The organism is Rhizobium sp. AC44/96 (assembly GCF_001692185.1).
In the GTDB taxonomy this organism is placed as follows: Bacteria; Pseudomonadota; Alphaproteobacteria; order Rhizobiales; family Rhizobiaceae; genus Rhizobium.
Window position 1 is genome coordinate 167,377 of record NZ_LXKO01000041.1, and the last position, 17,697, is coordinate 185,073.

Below are 17,697 nucleotides of genomic sequence, written 5' to 3' on the forward strand. Positions count from 1 at the left end.
TTGCTTGACTCCCGGCGCTTTTTCCTGTTTACCGCCGCTCAATCTGCGACGAGCTTCAAGACTCGAGCCACCGACCGGGACCCGCAAAGGTATAAATCGATCCCGGAGGTCCACACCCGACAGCGCGATGCGCCCTCGGGTGCTTTTTGGCTATGCGTCTTGTTTTCGTCAAGGAAAAGCACAAGGTTTCCGTCATCGCGGAAATCACAAGGAAGAGCCGATGTTTGAGAACCTCCAGGACCGTCTTGGATCCATTCTGAATGGACTGACAGGCCGTGGCGCGCTTTCGGAAGCCGATGTTTCCGCAGCGCTGCGCGAGGTTCGCCGTGCGCTTCTGGAGGCCGACGTGGCGCTCGACGTGGTGCGCGCCTTCACCGACCGCGTGCGCGAAAAGGCCGTCGGCGCCGAGATCCTGAAGTCGATCAAACCGGGCCAGATGGTCGTCAAGATCGTCCATGACGAGCTGATCGAGATGCTCGGCGGCGAAGGCGTCGGTGTCGATCTGCATGCGGCCGCCCCCGTCGTCATCATGATGGTCGGTCTGCAGGGCTCGGGCAAGACGACGACCTCGGCGAAAATCGCCAAGCGGCTCACCGACCGCGAGAAAAAGAAGGTGCTGATGGCGTCGCTCGATACGCGACGCCCGGCCGCCCAGGAGCAGCTGCGCCAGCTCGGCGTGCAGACCAATGTCGACACGCTGCCTGTCATCGCCGGCCAGTCGCCGACCGATATCGCCGCGCGCGCCGTTCAGGCAGCGAAGCTTGGCGGCCATGACGTGGTCATTCTCGACACCGCAGGCCGCACCCATATCGACGAGCCCTTGATGGTCGAAATGGCCGACATCAAGAAGAAGTCGAACCCGCATGAAATCCTGCTGGTCGCCGATAGCTTGACCGGTCAGGACGCCGTCAACCTGGCGCGCAACTTCGACGAACGCGTCGGTATCACCGGCCTGGTGCTGACCCGCATGGACGGCGATGGCCGTGGCGGTGCCGCACTTTCGATGCGCGCGGTTACCGGCAAGCCGATCAAGCTCATCGGTGTCGGCGAGCGCATGGGCGAACTCGAAGAGTTCCACCCTCGCCGTATCGCTGACCGTATTCTCGGCATGGGCGACATCGTTTCGCTCGTCGAGCGCGCCGCAGAAAACATCGACGCCGAAAAGGCGGCCGCCATGGCCGCCAAGATGGCCAAGGGCAAGTTCGACCTGAACGATCTCGCCGACCAGCTGCGCCAGATGCAGAAGATGGGCGGCATGGGCGGCATCATGAGCATGATGCCCGGCATGGCGGGCATGAAGGACAAGATGGCTTCGGCTGGCCTCAACGACAGTCTGTTCGGCCGCCAACTCGCGATCATCGGTTCGATGACCAAGGCCGAGCGCGCCAACCCTGATATGCTCAAGCATTCGCGCAAGAAGCGCATCGCCGCCGGTTCCGGTACCGATGCCGCCGAGATCAACAAGCTTCTGAAGATGCACCGTCAGATGGCGGACATGATGAAGATGATGGGCGGCAAGGGCAAGGGCGGCCTGATGAAGCAGATGATGGGCGGCCTTGCCGGCAAGATGGGCCTTGGCGGCCTCGGCGGTGGGATGCCTGATCTTTCGAATATCGACCCGAAGCAGCTCGAAGCGCTCCAGAAGCAGGCTGAAGCAGCCGGTCTTGGAAAGCCGGGCGGCGGGCTGCCCGGTCTCGGCGCGGGCGGTTTGCCAGGTCTGGGCGGCGCCAAGCTGCCGGGTCTCGGCGGTGGTTTCCCGGGCCTTCCCGGCCTGCCCAAGAAGAAGTGAAGGGGTCGCGTAGACAATGATTGATCCTGAAATCAAAGCCCAGCTTTCGAACTATCGCCAGTCGATCGACAACATCGACGCGGCGCTGGTCCATATCCTGGCCGAACGGTTCCGCTGCACCAAAGAGGTCGGCGTTCTCAAGGCCAAGTATAAGTTGCCGCCGGCCGATCCGGCGCGCGAAGAATACCAGATCGAACGCCTCCGCCATCTGGCGAAGGATGCCAATCTGGATCCGGATTTCGCCGAGAAGTTCCTGAACTTCATCATCAAGGAAGTCATCCGGCATCATGAGCAGATCGCTGCAGATCACGCCGAAAACGGCGCCGCAGCAAAATGAACCATACCGCCCGATCAGGCGGTCCAGAAAAGTCCAAGGAGTAAAGAAAATGGCACTGAAAATTCGTCTCGCACGCGGTGGTTCCAAGAAGCGCCCGTACTACCACATCGTTCTCGCCGACGCCCGTTCGCCGCGCGACGGCCGTTTCCTCGAGAACCTCGGTTCTTGGAACCCGATGCTCGCCAAGGACAACGACGCTCGCGTCAAGCTCGACGCCGACCGCATCAAGCATTGGCTCGACCAGGGCGCACAGCCGACCGACCGCGTTCTGCGCTTCCTGAACGAAGCTGGCCTCGCAAAGCGCGAAGCCAAGAACAACCCGGAAAAGGCAAAGCCCGGCAAGCGCGCTCAGGAGCGTGCAGCTGAAAAGGCTCAGAAGATCGCCGACGCTGCAGAAGCTGCTGCTTCCGCGGAATAATTCGGGATCTTCCCTTCATGAAACGGGCGGCATGGCGACATGCCGCCCGTTTTCGTTTCCATTCCCGCTGAGTTCGGTTATGAGAAACCAAACCTCCGGCTTCACACTAGGGACGCCATGACAAAGCTTGAAAATCCGGTGCTGATGGCAACGATCGGCGGTGCACAGGGCATTCGCGGCGAAGTGCGCGCCAAGGCCTATACGGCCGATCCGACCGCGCTCGGCGATTACGGCCACCTGCACAGCATGGACGGTCGCACCTTCGAAATTCTCGAAATCCGCGAGATGAAGAATGTGGTCGTCGTCCGCTTCCGTGGCGTCAATGACCGCAACGCGGCCGAGGCTCTGAACGGCCTGGAACTCTATATCGAGCGCGACAACCTGCCCGACGACGAACTGGAAGAAGACGAATTCTTCTACGCCGATCTCGAGGGCCTGGAAGCGCTGGATGACAGCGGTGTCAGCTACGGCAAGGTGACCGGCGTCTTCGACTTCGGCGCCGGCGACCTCCTGGAGATCAAGGGACCCGGCAAGCGTCCGGTGCTGATCCCCTTCTCAGAGGCCTCGGTGCTGGAAATCGACCTCGAAGGCGGCAAGATCACCATCGATCCGCTGGCGGCAGGTCTCGTCGACAGCAACGACGACAGCCCGAAGTTCACGCCGGACGAGCCTGATAACGACAAGCCGAAAAAGAAGAAGTGAGCGACGCGATGGCATTCCGGGCAACGGTGCTGACGCTTTACCCGGAAATGTTTCCGGGTCATCTCGGCTATTCCCTTGCCGGCAAGGCGATGGAACGCGGCCAATGGGCGATCGACGCCGTGCAGATCCGCGATTTCGCCACCGACAAGCACCGCACTGTCGATGACACGCCCGCCGGCGGCGGCGCCGGCATGGTGCTGAAGCCTGACGTGCTTGCCCGCGCCATCGATACCGTTTCGGAAAACGACAGCCGTCCTCGCCTGCTGATGAGCCCGCGCGGCAAGCCGCTGACACAGGAGCGCGTTCGCAAACTGGCATCCGGCGACGGCGTCATCATCGTCTGCGGCCGCTTCGAGGGCGTCGACCAGCGGGTGATCGACGCGCGCGAATTGGAAGAGGTGTCGATCGGCGACTACGTACTCTCGGGCGGCGAACCGGCGGCGCTGACCGTGCTCGACGCCATCGTTCGCATCCTGCCCGGTGTCATGGGCAACGACCTCTCCGGCCTGCACGAGAGCTTTGAGGGCGGGTTGCTGGAACATCCGCACTACACCCGCCCGCAGGAATGGGAAGGTCGGGAGATCCCTGCCATTCTCACCTCGGGCAACCACGGAGCCATCGACAAATGGCGCCGCGAGCAGGCAATAAAACTGACCCGCGAACGGCGGCCGGATCTCCTGGAAGACTAGTTTGCCCGGGACAACTTAACCTCGCGAGCCCACAAGCGTTACCGCGCTAGCGGATGGCGCTGCCTCTTGCGACGCCGTTCCACGGGGTCTATTTTCAGCCCTCCGCACAGGGAGGCTGCCATGACATCGAGCTTCAATGTCCGCAGTGCAGGGGGATACGAGCAGCTTATGGGCCGCTGGAGCAAGCGGCTCGCTCTACTATTCGTCGATTTCGCCGGGCTTTCGGATGGCGAGCGGGTCCTAGATGTTGGCTGCGGTAACGGCAGTCTGACCTTCTTCCTACCGCAAGCAGCGAAGATCAAGGAGATCGTCGCGATCGATTACTCGCCGATCTTCGTCGACGAGGTCGCCCGCACCAATACCGATCCACGCATCAGTGTCCGGCAGGCGGATGCGACGGCGCTCCCCTTCGAGGATAAGGCCTTCGACCTGGCGCTTTGCCTGCTGGTGTTGCACTTCGTCTCCGACCCGGACAAGGCCATTGCCGAGATGCGGCGGGTGGTGCGGCCGGGCGGCGTGGTCGCGGCCGCGGTGTGGGACCACATGGGCGGCATGCCCGGGATGCGGATGATGCTCGATACCGCCGCCGTTCTGGACGAAAACAGCCATGATTTCCGGCGCAACTATTGCTTCCGCCCGATGACGGCGCCCGACGAGATGAAGAACAGCTTCGTCAGCCAGGGGCTGGCGTCGGTCGAGCAAACTTCGTTGCTGATCCGCATGGATTACCAGTCCTTCGACGACTACTGGATGCCGTTTACCGGCGGAGACGGACCGCTCGGCCACTACGTCTCCAATCTTGAGGCGGGTTTACGGGAGCGGCTGAAAGCGGCGGTGCGGGGCGCCTACGAGGCGGGCAGGCCGGACGGGCCGCGCTCCTTTGCATCGGTCGCCTGGGCCTGTCGCGGCGTCGTGCCGGGCTGAGGAACGCCGCCGTCCCTGATGCGGATGGGGACGACGACGCAGAAAAATGCCCGGCCGAAGCCGGGCATGCCGTTTATCGCGATGCAGCGCCGACGGCGGAACCGCGGGTGCTCATGCGCAGGATGTAGTAGACCCCGCCGCCGATACCGACGCCGAAGAACCAGCCGTAAGTCCCCCACCATTGCGGCAGGACCGACGTGAAGGTCGGCAGGATCGAGGAGAACAGCGCGCCGATCGCAAACGCGATGAAAGCATTGACGTGCCAGCCGCCCTGGAAGCGGAATTCGCCATCCTCGCGATAGAGTGCCGGAACGTTGAGCTCGCCCTTCCGGATCAGATAGTAGTCCACCATCATCACGCCGAAGATCGGGCCCATGGTCGACCCAATGAAGTTGACGAAGTGCGCCGCACCCGTTTCCCACGGGGCGAACGGATAAAGCACCAGCGCGATCAGCGCCGCGATGAAGCCGCCACGCTTGAAGCTGATGTGTTTCGGGAAGACGTTCGAGAAGTCGAAGGCCGGCGACACGAAGTTGGCGACGACGTTGATGCCGAGCGTGGCCACCGCGAAGGTGAGTGCCGCGAGCAGCGCCAGGAACCAGCTGTCGAACTTGGCCGAGATGGCTTCCGGATGGAGCAGCACCTCGCCGTAGACGGTAAAGGCCGCCGTCGTGGTGACGCCCGCCACTAGGCAGAAGGCGAGCAGGTTGATCGGCAGGCCCCAGAGATTGCCCCTGCGCAACGTCTTCACGTCTTTGGCATAGCGCGAGAAGTCGCAGAAATTCAGATAGAGCGCCGCAAAGTAGGTGATCCAGGTTGCTGCGACAGCGGCGAGTGCGGGAAAGGAGCCAGGCTCACCGGGAACGCCGGCATCCCTGGTCTTTTCGAGCAGCACGTCGCGCGGGATTTCGCTGCCGAAGGAGAAGGTGCCCGCCTTGATCACCAGATAGACGGCGAGGACGAGCATCATGATCCAGACGGCAGGACCGGCAAGATCCTGGAACTTGCGCACCGTCTCCATCCCACGCTGGATGATCAGGAGCTGCAGCGCCCAGACGACGACATAGCAGATGACCTCGAGCGTCGAATGGTTGAGCAGATGATTGTTCTGATGAAAGGCGAGAATGCTCTCATTGCGAATGAGGAGAGCGACGATCGCGCCTGATGCCGCCGCCGTTTGCGCACCGTACCAGAAGCATGCGACGACCGCTCGGACGAGCGCCGGTGCATTGGCGCCGAAGGTGCCGAACGAGGCACGCGCCAGCACGGGGAACGGGACGCCGGTCTTCACGCCGGCATTGCCGACGAGGCTCATCAGGAAGAAGATCACCAGCGACCCGATGCCGATCGCGATGACGAAATTGATGAAGCTGCCGCACAGCAGGAAAAGGCTGGCGGCGAGATAATAGCCCCACAAACTGTGAACGTCTGAGGTCCACACATTGAAGATGCTGAAGGCGCCCCACTTCCTCTCCGTAGCAGGCGCCAGGTCCTCGTTATGCAATGAGGACGACGGATTGTTTATTGTCATTCATTCCCCTCCGAAACTCCCACGGATCACAATTTGATCCATGCACGAATCTGCTCTCGACGTGTGCATTTGACAAATATTTAATCAAATGAGTCACAGACTTGATATTGTGCAGCGCCGGAAAAGGCCGCATCTGACGGCGAATGCCCGTGAAATTTCAGGACCAAGGGGTGACAAAGCCTCCGCAATGCGGTATGCGCACGCCCGGAATGGGAAAACTCCCATCAACCACGCAAAGAAAAACAGACGAATTCGCTCCTGCCCTCACCGGCAAATATCTGCGGCTCGACCAAGGATAGATCGTCAGAGCGCTCTGGCTGTTGAACCAACAAAGAGGTTGAGTCATGAACATCATTCAGCAGCTTGAGGCCGAACAGGTCGCCAAGATCGAAGCCAAGCGCACGCTCCCGGAATTCTCCCCGGGCGATACCGTCCGCGTCAACGTGAAGGTTACTGAAGGTTCGCGTACGCGCGTTCAGGCCTACGAAGGCGTTTGCATTGCTCGCTCCGGCGGCGGTCTGCAGGAAAACTTCACGGTCCGCAAGATCTCCTACGGCGAAGGCGTCGAGCGCGTATTCCCGGTCTACTCCCCGGCAATCGAAAGCGTAGAAGTCGTTCGCCGCGGTAAGGTCCGTCGCGCGAAGCTCTACTACCTGCGCGACCGTCGCGGTAAGTCTGCCCGTATCGTTGAAGACACCGGCGTTCGCGCCCGCAAGCTCAACGACGCAGAGCGTCAGGCTATTGCTGAGGAAAAGGCACGCCTGGAAGCCGAAAAGGTTGCAGCAGCTCAGGCGCTGGCAGCCGAAAAGGCAGCACAGGAAGCCGCTGAAGCCAAGGCCGCTGCAGAAGCAGCTGCTGCCGCTGCAGCCGAGCCGGCAGCAGAATAAGTTTCAATCCTCAGGGATTGAAGAAAAGGCGACCTTCGGGTCGCCTTTTTTGTTGCGCATGGTGGCACCGGTTACGCGTTAATCGCGCCGCTCCATCAGCCATTGTTCAAAATTCCGAACAGCCCGTGCAGCAAGTGTCCGGTTATCGCAAACAGCGGGCTGCCCTATGTCTGCTCTGTGTTGAAACGGAGTAGACAATGTCCAATCTCGAAAAATCAGGCATATTCACGCTTGGCGACCGCACGGTGCTGCGCCTCGGCTACGGCGCCATGCAGCTTGCCGGCAAAGGCGTCTTCGGGCCACCAAGGGATGGCGCGGAAGCGATCGCCGTGTTGCGCGAAGCGGTCGAAAGCGGCGTCAACCACATAGACACCAGCGACTTCTATGGACCGCACGTCACCAACCAGATCATCCGCGACGCACTGCATCCCTACAGGGATGACCTCGTCATCGTGACCAAGGTGGGAGCGACGCGTGGAACGGATGCATCGTGGAACCCAGCCTTCTCGCGAGAAGCGCTAGCGCAGGCGATCCACGACAACCTCACCAATCTCGGGCTTGACGTTATCGATGTGGTCAATCTGCGTGCGATGTTCGATGTCCACGGCCCTGCAGAAGGGTCACTGGAAGAGCCACTGACCGTTCTCGCCGATCTGCAGCGCCAGGGCCTTATCAAGCACATTGGTCTGTCCAACGTCACAGCCAGGCAAATCGCCGATGGCCGCAAGATCACGGAGATCGTCTGCGTCCAGAACCAATACAACCTTGCGCACCGCCAGGATGATGCTCTGATCGAACAGCTCGCGGCGCAAGGGACTGCCTATGTCCCATTCTTCCCGCTTGGCGGCTTCTCGCCGCTGCAGTCTTCAGCTCTTTCTGATGTCGCGGTCTCGCTCGGCGCGACACCAATGCAGGTCGCCCTGGCTTGGCTCCTGCAACGCGCGCCCAACATCCTGCTGATCCCTGGAACCTCGTCGCGCGCCCATCTCAGGGAAAATCTCGCGGTCGCCGACATTACATTGCCGGCAGACGCCATCGAGAAACTCGACAGCATCGCATCGGGCGAGACCATCTAGAAAACATACGCGATGAACGAAAAGGCGGCCTTTGGTCGCCCTTTCGTTCCGAAGCTGGCTGGCGTCCGATTACTCGGCGATCTCGGGCTCGACCAGCCGGGCGAGGTTGCGCAGCGATTCCTGCCAGCCGAGATAGCAGGCTTCCGGCGGGATGAGGTCGGGAATGCCGGCCTGAACGATATCCACCTCGGTCCCGACCGAGACCTTCTTCAGGTTGATCGTCACGTCCATTTGGCCCGGCAGGTTGGGATCGTCGAAGCGGTCGGTGTAGCGGAGGCGCTGGCCTTCGACGAGTTCGGTATATTCGCCGCCAAAGGCATGGCTGTTGCCTGTCGTGAAATTCCTGAACGACATTCTGAACGTACCGCCGACGACGGGCTCCAGATGATGGACGGTGCAGACAAAGCCGTTCGGTGGAAGCCATTTGGCCAGCGCGTCGGCTTCAAGAAAGGCGCGATAGACCTTCTCCGGCTTGGTCGCGAGAACGCGGTGCAGGCGGACGGTACTGGGCATGTCTTGCTCCTCCTAGATTGATACCGTGTGTCAGTCCCAAGGACGGACGCGGCCCCGCCAATCCGACATGCGATCGGCTTTTTGTTCAAGTGGAATGTCCGATGAGTGGAACCGAAGCTTCCGCCCCTCTGGGGGAGCATTATACAAGAGACACACGACCCACGAATTTCCTTCCCACAAATCCCCGGTTTTTAGGCCGTCATTCCGGTTTTCCGGCGTCGCCGCGCGCCAATCCTCTTGCCATCGGCTTCGCAACTATGACAGGTTCCGCGAGCTAAATTTTGGGGAGATAATTCAATGCCGTTCCGCCGCACCGTCCTTGCTGGACTGACCGCTCTCATCCTGTCGCCGCTGGCAACCCTGGCTGCCGATCTGCCTGATCTGAAGGGCAAGAGCGTCGTCGTCGTCACCGAGAATGCGTATCCCCCGTTGCAGTTCGTCGATCCGAAGTCGGGCAAGGCAATCGGCTGGGAATATGACGCGATGAACGAGATCGCCAAGCGACTGAACTTCAAGGTCGAATACCAGAACACCAGCTGGGACGCGATGATCCAGGCAGTCTCCGACAATCAGTACAACATCGGCATGACCGGCATCACCATCAAGGATGACCGCAAGGCCAAGGTGGACTTCTCCGATCCCTACATGCGCTCGCAGCAGTTCATGCTGGTGCGCGGCGATGAGGGTCGCTTCACCGACGCCAAGACCTTTGGCGCCTTCAATGATGGTCTGGTCGGCGCGCAGCCAGGCACCTCGCCCTTCTACACGGCTGTCTACGAAATCCTCGACGGCAATGAACAGAACCCGCGCATCAAGCTGTTCGAGACCTTCGGCGCAACCGTGCAGGCTCTCAAGGCCGGCGACGTCGATGTGGTCTTGACTGATAGCGTTGCCGCCAAGGGCTATGTCGATGCCTCGAACGGTGGCCTGAAGGTCATTGGCGGTCCGCTTGGCACCGAGGACTTCGGCTTCATTTTCCCGAAGGGTTCGGATCTTGTCGCGCCGGTCAACGCCGCTATTGCGAGCCTCAAGGCCGACGGTACCTTCGATGCACTGAACAAGAAGTGGTTCCTCGACTACAAGATGGGCGAATAACAAGGCCTCCGTTCCTCAATGTTAGCTCCGCAGCCGGCTCCCGGCGGACATAGCAAGGGCGACTACCCCTGGTGGTTGGTCGCCCTCGTCGTCATCGGCATCATCCTTGCCGTCGTGATTGTCACCAACGATATCTACGCCCAGGTTTTCCGCACCGTTTTCAACGGTGTCGGCATCACCATATTCGTGACACTGGTGGGCTTTGCGCTCGCCATCATTCTCGGTCTCGGCATCGCCCTGCTCGGCCTCTCCGACAGCGTCATCCTCAGGCAGATCTCACGCTTCTACGTCGAGGTCATCCGCGGCGTCCCCATGCTGGTACTGCTGTTCTATGTCGCCTTCGTCGGCGCACCCGCCATCGTTGCGGCCTACAACGTGATCATCACGCCGCTGGTTCGCGCTGGCCTCGCAGAGCCGATCATGGTGCGCGACTTTTCCCTGATGTGGCGGGCGATCATTGCGTTGATGATCGGCTATTCCTCGTTCATCGCCGAAGTCTTCCGCGCCGGCATCCAGTCCGTTGACCACGGACAGATCGAGGCGGCCAAGGCGCTCGGCCTGTCGCGCTATCACCGTTTCCGCCTCGTCGTCTTTCCGCAAGCGATCAAGGTGATCTTTCCGCCGCTCTCCAACGACTTCGTGGCGATGGTGAAAGACTCGTCCCTTGTGTCCGTCCTCGGCGTTTCCGACATCACCCAGATGGGCAAGATCTACGCATCCGGCTCGTTCCGCTTCTTTGAAACCTACTCGATCGTCACCTATATCTACCTGATCCTGACGATCGGGCTGTCGCTTGCCCTGAGGCAAGTGGAGAAACGAATGCGCGGGAAGGAACGTCGATAGCGGCTGAACGATTCGAATTGCCGCCGTCGCCAAAAATTGATATGTGACGGCTCATGGAATCCAAGTTCAGTTGCATTGGCGCCCATGTTTTCGTGCTGCAGGATCACTATCGTCTGCCGGCACGCTTTTTTGCGGCCGTTTCCGGCGCACTCAACAGCCGACTTCGTTGATCGAATGACGGCCGGCGGACCTGTCCGCCATTAAAGCTCCATCTATCCATACGCATCCAAAAACGGACCTACCGCCATGAGCGCACCGCGTACCCTCTACGACAAGATCTGGGACGACCATCTGGTCGACGAGCAGCAAGACGGCACCTGTCTTCTCTATATCGACCGCCACCTGGTCCACGAAGTCACCTCGCCGCAGGCTTTCGAAGGCCTGCGCATGACCGGCCGCAAGGTTCGCGCGCCGGAAAAGACGCTGGCCGTGGTCGATCACAACGTTCCGACCTCGCCTGATCGCCACCTCGGCATCAAGAACGAGGAAAGCCGCATCCAGGTCGAGCAGCTTGCCATCAATGCCGCCGAGTTCAACGTCGAGTACTACTCCGAGAACGACAAGCGTCAGGGCATCGTTCACATCGTTGGTCCCGAGCAGGGCTTTACCCTGCCTGGCATGACGATCGTCTGCGGCGATAGCCACACGTCGACCCACGGCGCTTTCGGCGCGCTGGCGCACGGCATCGGCACCTCGGAAGTCGAGCACGTTCTCGCCACCCAGACGCTGATCCAGAAGAAGGCCAAGAACATGCTCGTGCGTGTCGATGGCCAGCTTCCGCCGCACGTCACCGCCAAGGACATCATCCTTGCCATCATCGGCGAGATCGGTACTGCCGGCGGCACGGGCCACGTCATCGAATTCGCGGGCGAAGCCATTCGCGCGCTGTCGATGGAAGGCCGCATGACGATCTGCAACATGACGATCGAAGGCGGCGCCCGCGCCGGCCTGATCGCGCCTGACGAAAAGACCTTCGAGTACATCAAGGGCAAGCCGCGCGCGCCGAAGGGCGAAACGCTGGAGCAGGCAATCGCCTACTGGAAGACGCTGCAGACCGACGAAGGCGCTCACTACGACCGCGTCGTCGTTCTCGACGCCGCTTCTCTGCCGCCGATCGTATCCTGGGGCTCCTCGCCTGAAGACGTCATCTCCGTACAGGGCGTCGTTCCGAACCCGGACGAGATCCAGGACGAGAACAAGCGTAGCTCCAAGTGGCGCGCGCTCGACTACATGGGCCTGAAGCCCGGCACCAAGATGACCGACATCACGCTGGACCGCGTCTTCATCGGCTCCTGCACGAACGGCCGTATCGAAGATCTGCGCGAAGTCGCCAAGGTCGTCGAAGGCAAGACCGTTGCTTCGACCGTCAACGCCATGATCGTTCCAGGCTCCGGCCTCGTGAAGGAACAGGCAGAAGCGGAAGGGCTCGACAAGATCTTCAAGGCTGCCGGTTTCGACTGGCGCGAGCCTGGCTGTTCCATGTGCCTGGCCATGAACGACGACCGCCTGAAGCCGGGTGAACGTTGCGCATCGACGTCCAACCGCAACTTCGAAGGCCGTCAGGGCTTCAAGGGCCGCACGCATCTGGTCTCGCCGGCCATGGCGGCAGCTGCGGCGATCGCCGGCCACTTCGTCGATATCCGCGAGTGGAACTAACTGCTATCGTCTCCCTCGCCATCCGGTGAGGGAGACATCCTATCTCCGCAAGACATGCCGCGCCTTCGGTGAGACAATGACACCGACAGACCTTTGCCTGCACTTTTCGGGTGAGCGACATGAAAACACAAAGCGGCCCCTCGCCAAGCCGGCGATATCTCTTTCTTCTGCGACATGCCAAATCCGCCTGGCCACCTGATGTCGAAGACCACGACCGTCCGCTGGCCGACCGTGGGCTCAAGGCTGCTCCGATGATCGGCGCCTATATGGCGCGGGAGCGGCTCTTTCCCGACAGTGTTCTGGTCTCCACGGCGCGGCGTACGCAGGAGACATGGAAGCTGGTGGCGAAGGAGCTGCCACACCCGATCCCCCGGCAGGACGTCCCCGAGCTCTACGAAGCCTCAACCACCCGTCTGGTCGACATTCTCGCAGCGGTGGATCCGAATGACCGAACCGTGATGATGGTGGGACACAATCCCGGTCTTCAGGATTTTGCGAATTGGCTTGTCGGTAGCGGTGATGCCGAGATGCGCAAACAGATATCAGAGAAATTTCCCACGGGTGGCCTCGCCGTCATTTCCTTCGAGGCCGACGGCTGGGCGGACGTATCGTCGGGCAGCGGGCGACTTGAACGTTTCGTCACGCCCCGCGTACTCGCCGCAGCGCTCTCCAACCATGAATGAAAAAGGGCGGCTTGCGCCGCCCTGCCGTAGTCAGAATGTTGCTGTCTTCGGATCCGGCCCGATGCGAGCGCCGGTGTTGTCGAGCTTGGCGATCACGCCCATGTCTTCGCCATCGAGCTTGAAGTCGAAGACCTCGAAGTTCTCGACGATGCGCGATGGCGTCACCGATTTCGGAATGACAACGAGGCCGCTATCCATATGCCAGCGAATGATCACCTGCGCCGGTGTCTTGCCATGCTTCTTGGCGATTGCGCCGATGACAGGATGGTCGATCAGCTTGCCCTGACCAAGGGGGCTCCAGGACTGCGTGACGATGTTCAGCTTCTTGTGAGCCTCCTGCGCGACCTTCTGCTGAAAATCAGGATGCAGCTCGATCTGGTTGATAACAGGCACGACACCGGTTTCGGTGATCAGGCGCTCGATATGCTCGGGATAGAAGTTCGAGACGCCGATCGAACGCGCAAGGCCATCCTTCTTCAGCTTGATCAGGGCTTTCCAGCTATCGACATAGCGATTACGCGTCGGCGCGGGCCAATGGATCAGATAAAGATCGACATAGTCGGTGCCGAGCCGCTTCAAGCTCTTCTCGAAGGCCTTGAGGGTCGATTCGTAACCCTGATCATTGTTCCAAAGCTTCGTCGTCAGAAAGATGTCCTTACGGTCGACGCCGGAGGAACGAATGCCCTCGCCAACGCCATCCTCGTTTTCGTAGACGGCCGCCGTGTCGACATGGCGGTAACCGGCAGCAATTGCCGTCCGCACGGTCGGCGCCGCAATGTCATCGGGCGTCCGCCACACACCGAGGCCGACCTGGGGAATGGAATGTCCGTCATGAAAGGTAATGATGGATTGTTCTGCCACACTAAGTCTCCGCAAGAATCATTGAATTCGATCGGGTATATTGACCCGCAGCCCCGGTTTTCCTGCGCGCATTCGGCCCAAGCGCCGGTGGTGACGCATATAGGTCATCAAACCTCGATTATCACCCCCACGCTAGAGAACGCGGACGACCGTACCCTTGCGTATAAACGGCAGCAGGCGACGCATATCGCGAGGGTGGACAGCAACACAGCCCGCCGTCGGCTCATAGCCCGGCTTGATCAGGTGGAAGAAGATGGCAGAGCCGCGATTGCGTGCGCGCGAGGTGACGTTCCAGTCCATGACGAGGCAGACGTCGTAAAGCCCGTCCTGACGCTTCATCTCCTCGTGGCTGGGCCGGAACGGCGCCTTGACCAGGCGATTATAGTTGGGGTCCTCAGGCTGGTCGCACCACAGCATGCCTCCGCGAATCCGGCGAATCGGCAGTGGGGTCTGCAGGCGTGTCGGCCGGTCTCCGCGCCGAAAGCCGGACAGCACTTTCATCGATGCGATCGGTGTTGCACCATCACCTTCACGTTTCAACACAGTCCGGCCCGAACGGCCAATCGCGGCAGGCACGACGATTGCACCGAATTGAACCAATGCACGGCTTTTCTGACCCGGTGCTGGTCGAACGGTAATGATCGTGGATTGTATAGCGCGCGACCGCCTTGTTTTTTCCATCTTTCTCACATGTCTTGGCAATTGCTTGGGGTAAGATTGAAATCATATAGCACCATATACGACAACAGCTTGGTCTCCTGATCTTTGCCAATGATCGAAATTGGCGTAGGACTAAGGAACCAGATGGCGAGGACAGAGCCGCATGACCGCACGCACCATTCTATTGGTGGACGATGACGATGACCTCCGCGAAACACTCACGGAACAGCTGTCGCTGTACGACGAGTTTACTGTTTTGCAGGAAGCAACAGCTGCAAAGGGCGTTGAACGCGCTCGCGCAACGCCGATCGATCTGCTGATCATGGATGTTGGGCTGCCTGACATGGACGGCCGCGAGGCCGTCAAGCTGCTGCGCAAGGGAGGCTTGAAGGCGCCCATCATCATGCTGACCGGCCATGATACCGATTCGGACACGATCCTGGGCCTCGAAGCCGGCGCTAACGATTACGTGACCAAGCCGTTCCGGTTCGCCGTGCTCCTGGCTCGCATCCGCGTGCAGCTGCGCCAGCACGAGCAGAGCGAGGACGCCACGTTCAGCGTTGGCCCCTATGTATTCAAGCCGAGCCAGAAGCTCCTGACGACCGACAACGGCCAGAAGATCCGCCTTACGGAAAAAGAGGCCGCGATCATCCGGTATCTCTATCGCGCCGAGCAGAAGGTTGTGACCCGCGATGTGCTGCTTGAGGAAGTCTGGGGTTACAATTCGGGCGTAACGACGCACACGTTGGAAACCCATGTCTATCGCCTGCGTCAGAAGATCGAGCGCGATCCGTCAAATGCCGAGATTCTGGTGACGGAAAACGGCGGCTACAAGATCATACCGTAAGATGGCACTGAACGACGATATCCGGCTGCTGTCGCAGCTGCCACTGTTCAACGGAATGTCGGAGGATCAGCTTCGGCTGATCGCCTTCGGCGCCGATCGGCGCACGATCTCTCAGGGGCAGATGCTGTTCCGCGAGGGGTCGCCGGCCGAAAGCGCCTATGTTGTCCTGAGCGGTACGGTCGAGCTCAGCCGAACCGGCCGCGATGGCCAGCCTGAGGTGCATGCGAACGTTGGCGAGGGTACGTTGCTATCCGAGCTCGCACTGGTCACCCTGGTCGAGCGCAAGTTCACGGCGATCGCGAAAGAGGATGCAGGCGTCATCCGCATCACGCGATCGCTGTTTCATCGCCTGATCGAGGAATATCCCGAGGCGGCGTTCCTGATCGAAGCGCGTATCCGCGACAATATCGCCGCTCTGGCGGCAAAAGCCGCCGCCGAGCTTCATCGCTTTTCCTGACTGAACTGCTCTTGGCTGGTTGCCTAGAGATCGAAATGCGCCGTCACAGGCACATGGTCGGACGGGCGTTCCCAGCCGCGGGCTTCCTTGACGACGTCGATCCGCTGCAAATGTGGCCCGAGATCGGCCGACGACCAGATATGATCCAGGCGGCGGCCACGATCGGCCGCTTCCCAGTCCTTCGCCCGATAGCTCCACCATGTGTAGAGCTTCTCATTGATTGGAACCTGCTGGCGCATCAGATCGAGCCATGCACCGCGCTTCATCACGTCAAGCAAGCCCTCGGTTTCGACAGGCGTGTGGCTTACGATCTTCAGAAGCTGCTTGTGTGACCAGACGTCGTGCTCGTGCGGCGCGATGTTGAGATCGCCGACGAGAATTGACGACGTACCAACCTCGCCGTTCGCCTTGAGCAGCTTCATTTCCTCGATGAAATCAAGCTTGTGACCGAACTTCGCATTGATCTCCCGATCGGGCTCGTCGCCACCAGCCGGAACGTAGAAATTGTGGAGACGAATGCGACGGCCGCCGCGCTCGAAAACCGCCGAGATATGGCGCGCGTCGCCGACCTTGCAGTAATCCTGACGGTGGTCTTCCGTCAGCGGAAACCGCGAAGCAATCGCAACACCATGGTAGCCCTTCTGGCCGTGGATGATGATGTGCTCATAGCCCATGGCGCGGAGCGGAGCGTGGGGAAAGAGCTCGTTCGGCACCTTGGTTTCTTGAAGGCAAAGGATATCGGGCCGATGTTTCAGCACCAACTGCTCAACGAGTGGCATGCGAAGCCGAACGGAATTGATATTCCAGGTGGTGATCGAGAAACCCATTCGACTCCCTTTCAAACGCGATTGGACTGGCTTTAGAACAAAGCCTGCGCGGATGGAACGGACATAGACAAAGAAAAAGCGCCCCGCGAATGCAAGGCGCCTTGTCACGGGCCGGATGGGTCAGCCGCGGTACGCGGCTGTACCCCGGGGTCAGTCGCGGTAAGCGGCTGTACCCGGAATAACTTCGTAAGGCACCTTGAAGACCTTGTCGTCGAACTGGACGCCGGTCTTGACGTTGAAGACCATCACGGAGGTGTCCTTGCCCTGGTTGTCGGTGATAGTCCACTGCCGCAGATCGTATGTCTTCGGGTCGAACATCATGGTGATCGTCGAATTGCCGAATACGGTATTGTTGCCCAAGGCAATCGTGGTGAGGTCCGACTCGACCTTCACGCTCTTCACTGAACCCGCCGACAGGTCGATGCGTTGCGCCAGAAGGAGGCTGAGGGGCGTCTTCGACAGTGGGTAAAGATCCCAGGTCTTGAGCTTCATGTTGCCGACCGCGACATTCTTTCCGTCAGCAATCACACGGATCGGCGACGGATTGTCGTAGTTGAAGCGAAGCTTTCCGGGACGCTGGATATAGAACTTGCCGCCTGTCTGCTCGCCGCGCGGGCCGAACTGGACGAACTCGCCCTGCATTGTCGCGACACTGGAAAAGTGATCGGCGATCGCCTGCGCTGTCGCGTTATTCGAAGCGGCCGACGCCGCCTGCGCGAAAACGGTCAAAGGGATCGCCGTGGAGGCCGCAGCGACTACCATTGCGCCGAGCATATGGCGCCGGGTCAGCGAAATACGGTCCAGGTATGAATCGGAGTGGGTCATCAATATCTCCTCTATGCAATCTGCATGCTGCTGAAACGCGGCGTCTTCATGGCGTATTCGCAAGCCTGCGGAAGGTA

The 17,697-nt window shown here is 60.4% G+C and carries 20 protein-coding genes; 14 read left to right on the forward strand and 6 right to left on the reverse strand.

Going from position 1 to position 17,697, the window contains the following annotated elements:
* Positions 1–220: 220 nt before the first annotated feature.
* The 6 genes from ffh (at position 221) to A6U87_RS27720 (ending at position 4,859) form a co-directional block, all read left to right on the forward strand.
* A complete protein-coding gene (gene ffh / locus A6U87_RS27695; protein WP_065694529.1) occupies positions 221–1,789 on the forward strand; it encodes a signal recognition particle protein in 1,569 nt (522 codons plus the stop codon).
* A 16-nt stretch (positions 1,790–1,805) separates the two neighbouring features.
* Positions 1,806–2,126 (forward strand): chorismate mutase, encoded by a 321-nt coding sequence (locus A6U87_RS27700; protein WP_016556656.1) that lies wholly within the window; start codon positions 1,806–1,808, stop codon positions 2,124–2,126.
* A gap of 49 nt (positions 2,127–2,175) precedes the next feature.
* Positions 2,176–2,544: a 30S ribosomal protein S16 gene (rpsP, locus tag A6U87_RS27705; RefSeq protein WP_037182500.1), complete on the forward strand. Its 369-nt coding sequence runs from the start codon at positions 2,176–2,178 to the stop codon at positions 2,542–2,544.
* A 117-nt stretch (positions 2,545–2,661) separates the two neighbouring features.
* Positions 2,662–3,246: a ribosome maturation factor RimM gene (gene rimM, locus A6U87_RS27710; RefSeq protein ID WP_065694530.1), complete on the forward strand. Its 585-nt coding sequence runs from the start codon at positions 2,662–2,664 to the stop codon at positions 3,244–3,246.
* Between the two features lie 8 nt (positions 3,247–3,254).
* Positions 3,255–3,935, forward strand: a complete 681-nt coding sequence (trmD, locus tag A6U87_RS27715) for a tRNA (guanosine(37)-N1)-methyltransferase TrmD (protein WP_065694606.1) — start codon at positions 3,255–3,257, stop codon at positions 3,933–3,935.
* 120 nt (positions 3,936–4,055) lie between these two features.
* On the forward strand, positions 4,056–4,859 hold the full coding sequence (locus tag A6U87_RS27720; protein WP_065694531.1) for a class I SAM-dependent methyltransferase: 804 nt from the start codon (positions 4,056–4,058) through the stop codon (positions 4,857–4,859).
* Between the two features lie 73 nt (positions 4,860–4,932).
* Here the strand turns inward: A6U87_RS27720 and A6U87_RS27725 are convergent, their stop codons facing one another.
* Positions 4,933–6,390, reverse strand: a complete 1,458-nt coding sequence (locus A6U87_RS27725) for an NCS1 family nucleobase:cation symporter-1 (RefSeq protein WP_065694532.1) — start codon at positions 6,388–6,390, stop codon at positions 4,933–4,935.
* A 344-nt stretch (positions 6,391–6,734) separates the two neighbouring features.
* On the opposite strand from A6U87_RS27725, the gene rplS reads away from it, so the two are divergent.
* Both rplS and A6U87_RS27735 read left to right on the forward strand, forming a co-directional pair.
* Positions 6,735–7,277, forward strand: coding sequence for a 50S ribosomal protein L19 (gene rplS / locus A6U87_RS27730; RefSeq protein WP_065694533.1), 543 nt, complete (start codon positions 6,735–6,737; stop codon positions 7,275–7,277).
* 197 nt (positions 7,278–7,474) lie between these two features.
* Positions 7,475–8,353 (forward strand): aldo/keto reductase family oxidoreductase, encoded by an 879-nt coding sequence (locus tag A6U87_RS27735; RefSeq protein ID WP_065694534.1) that lies wholly within the window; start codon positions 7,475–7,477, stop codon positions 8,351–8,353.
* 69 nt (positions 8,354–8,422) lie between these two features.
* Here the strand turns inward: A6U87_RS27735 and A6U87_RS27740 are convergent, their stop codons facing one another.
* A complete protein-coding gene (locus tag A6U87_RS27740; RefSeq protein ID WP_065694535.1) occupies positions 8,423–8,866 on the reverse strand; it encodes an SRPBCC family protein in 444 nt (147 codons plus the stop codon).
* 297 nt (positions 8,867–9,163) lie between these two features.
* Here A6U87_RS27740 and A6U87_RS27745 point away from each other — a divergent pair, with 297 nt between their 5' ends.
* The 4 genes from A6U87_RS27745 (at position 9,164) to A6U87_RS27760 (ending at position 13,143) form a co-directional block, all read left to right on the forward strand.
* On the forward strand, positions 9,164–9,961 hold the full coding sequence (locus A6U87_RS27745) for a transporter substrate-binding domain-containing protein (protein WP_065694536.1): 798 nt from the start codon (positions 9,164–9,166) through the stop codon (positions 9,959–9,961).
* A gap of 18 nt (positions 9,962–9,979) precedes the next feature.
* On the forward strand, positions 9,980–10,804 hold the full coding sequence (locus tag A6U87_RS27750; RefSeq protein ID WP_065694537.1) for an amino acid ABC transporter permease: 825 nt from the start codon (positions 9,980–9,982) through the stop codon (positions 10,802–10,804).
* A gap of 246 nt (positions 10,805–11,050) precedes the next feature.
* A complete protein-coding gene (gene leuC / locus A6U87_RS27755) occupies positions 11,051–12,460 on the forward strand; it encodes a 3-isopropylmalate dehydratase large subunit (protein WP_065694538.1) in 1,410 nt (469 codons plus the stop codon).
* Positions 12,461–12,579: 119 nt separating this feature from the next.
* Positions 12,580–13,143 (forward strand): histidine phosphatase family protein, encoded by a 564-nt coding sequence (locus tag A6U87_RS27760; protein WP_065694539.1) that lies wholly within the window; start codon positions 12,580–12,582, stop codon positions 13,141–13,143.
* A gap of 30 nt (positions 13,144–13,173) precedes the next feature.
* Here the strand turns inward: A6U87_RS27760 and A6U87_RS27765 are convergent, their stop codons facing one another.
* The gene (locus tag A6U87_RS27765; protein WP_065694540.1) at positions 13,174–14,004 is read right to left on the reverse strand and encodes an aldo/keto reductase; all 831 of its coding nucleotides are present in this window, start codon (positions 14,002–14,004) and stop codon (positions 13,174–13,176) included.
* A 132-nt stretch (positions 14,005–14,136) separates the two neighbouring features.
* Positions 14,137–14,685 (reverse strand): L,D-transpeptidase, encoded by a 549-nt coding sequence (locus tag A6U87_RS27770; RefSeq protein ID WP_065694541.1) that lies wholly within the window; start codon positions 14,683–14,685, stop codon positions 14,137–14,139.
* A gap of 142 nt (positions 14,686–14,827) precedes the next feature.
* Between A6U87_RS27770 and A6U87_RS27775 the strand changes: the two genes are divergently transcribed.
* Positions 14,828–15,511, forward strand: a complete 684-nt coding sequence (locus A6U87_RS27775) for a response regulator transcription factor (protein WP_065694542.1) — start codon at positions 14,828–14,830, stop codon at positions 15,509–15,511.
* Position 15,512: 1 nt separating this feature from the next.
* On the forward strand, positions 15,513–15,968 hold the full coding sequence (locus A6U87_RS27780; RefSeq protein ID WP_065694543.1) for a cyclic nucleotide-binding domain-containing protein: 456 nt from the start codon (positions 15,513–15,515) through the stop codon (positions 15,966–15,968).
* Positions 15,969–15,991: 23 nt separating this feature from the next.
* Here the strand turns inward: A6U87_RS27780 and A6U87_RS27785 are convergent, their stop codons facing one another.
* Together A6U87_RS27785 and A6U87_RS27790 are read right to left on the reverse strand one after the other, a co-directional pair.
* Positions 15,992–16,795, reverse strand: coding sequence for an exodeoxyribonuclease III (locus tag A6U87_RS27785; RefSeq protein WP_065694544.1), 804 nt, complete (start codon positions 16,793–16,795; stop codon positions 15,992–15,994).
* A 150-nt stretch (positions 16,796–16,945) separates the two neighbouring features.
* Positions 16,946–17,620, reverse strand: a complete 675-nt coding sequence (locus tag A6U87_RS27790) for an outer membrane lipoprotein carrier protein LolA (protein WP_065694545.1) — start codon at positions 17,618–17,620, stop codon at positions 16,946–16,948.
* Positions 17,621–17,697: the final 77 nt, after the last annotated feature.

Excerpts from the sequence above, each read along its gene's own strand:
- trmD (WP_065694606.1), top strand. The coding sequence starts at position 3,255 with ATGGCATTCCGGGCAACGGTGCTGACGCTTTACCCGGAAATGTTTCCG.
- A6U87_RS27740 (WP_065694535.1), bottom strand. The coding sequence starts at position 8,866 with ATGCCCAGTACCGTCCGCCTGCACCGCGTTCTCGCGACCAAGCCGGAG.
- A6U87_RS27735 (WP_065694534.1), top strand. The coding sequence starts at position 7,475 with ATGTCCAATCTCGAAAAATCAGGCATATTCACGCTTGGCGACCGCACG.
- A6U87_RS27725 (WP_065694532.1), bottom strand. The coding sequence starts at position 6,390 with ATGACAATAAACAATCCGTCGTCCTCATTGCATAACGAGGACCTGGCG.
- A6U87_RS27785 (WP_065694544.1), bottom strand. The coding sequence starts at position 16,795 with ATGGGTTTCTCGATCACCACCTGGAATATCAATTCCGTTCGGCTTCGC.
- ffh (WP_065694529.1), top strand. The coding sequence starts at position 221 with ATGTTTGAGAACCTCCAGGACCGTCTTGGATCCATTCTGAATGGACTG.
- A6U87_RS27745 (WP_065694536.1), top strand. The coding sequence starts at position 9,164 with ATGCCGTTCCGCCGCACCGTCCTTGCTGGACTGACCGCTCTCATCCTG.
- A6U87_RS27720 (WP_065694531.1), top strand. The coding sequence starts at position 4,056 with ATGACATCGAGCTTCAATGTCCGCAGTGCAGGGGGATACGAGCAGCTT.
- A6U87_RS27790 (WP_065694545.1), bottom strand. The coding sequence starts at position 17,620 with ATGACCCACTCCGATTCATACCTGGACCGTATTTCGCTGACCCGGCGC.
- A6U87_RS27750 (WP_065694537.1), top strand. The coding sequence starts at position 9,980 with ATGTTAGCTCCGCAGCCGGCTCCCGGCGGACATAGCAAGGGCGACTAC.
- rimM (WP_065694530.1), top strand. The coding sequence starts at position 2,662 with ATGACAAAGCTTGAAAATCCGGTGCTGATGGCAACGATCGGCGGTGCA.
- A6U87_RS27775 (WP_065694542.1), top strand. The coding sequence starts at position 14,828 with ATGACCGCACGCACCATTCTATTGGTGGACGATGACGATGACCTCCGC.
- rpsP (WP_037182500.1), top strand. The coding sequence starts at position 2,176 with ATGGCACTGAAAATTCGTCTCGCACGCGGTGGTTCCAAGAAGCGCCCG.
- A6U87_RS27780 (WP_065694543.1), top strand. The coding sequence starts at position 15,513 with ATGGCACTGAACGACGATATCCGGCTGCTGTCGCAGCTGCCACTGTTC.
- A6U87_RS27700 (WP_016556656.1), top strand. The coding sequence starts at position 1,806 with ATGATTGATCCTGAAATCAAAGCCCAGCTTTCGAACTATCGCCAGTCG.
- leuC (WP_065694538.1), top strand. The coding sequence starts at position 11,051 with ATGAGCGCACCGCGTACCCTCTACGACAAGATCTGGGACGACCATCTG.
- A6U87_RS27770 (WP_065694541.1), bottom strand. The coding sequence starts at position 14,685 with ATGGAAAAAACAAGGCGGTCGCGCGCTATACAATCCACGATCATTACC.
- rplS (WP_065694533.1), top strand. The coding sequence starts at position 6,735 with ATGAACATCATTCAGCAGCTTGAGGCCGAACAGGTCGCCAAGATCGAA.
- A6U87_RS27760 (WP_065694539.1), top strand. The coding sequence starts at position 12,580 with ATGAAAACACAAAGCGGCCCCTCGCCAAGCCGGCGATATCTCTTTCTT.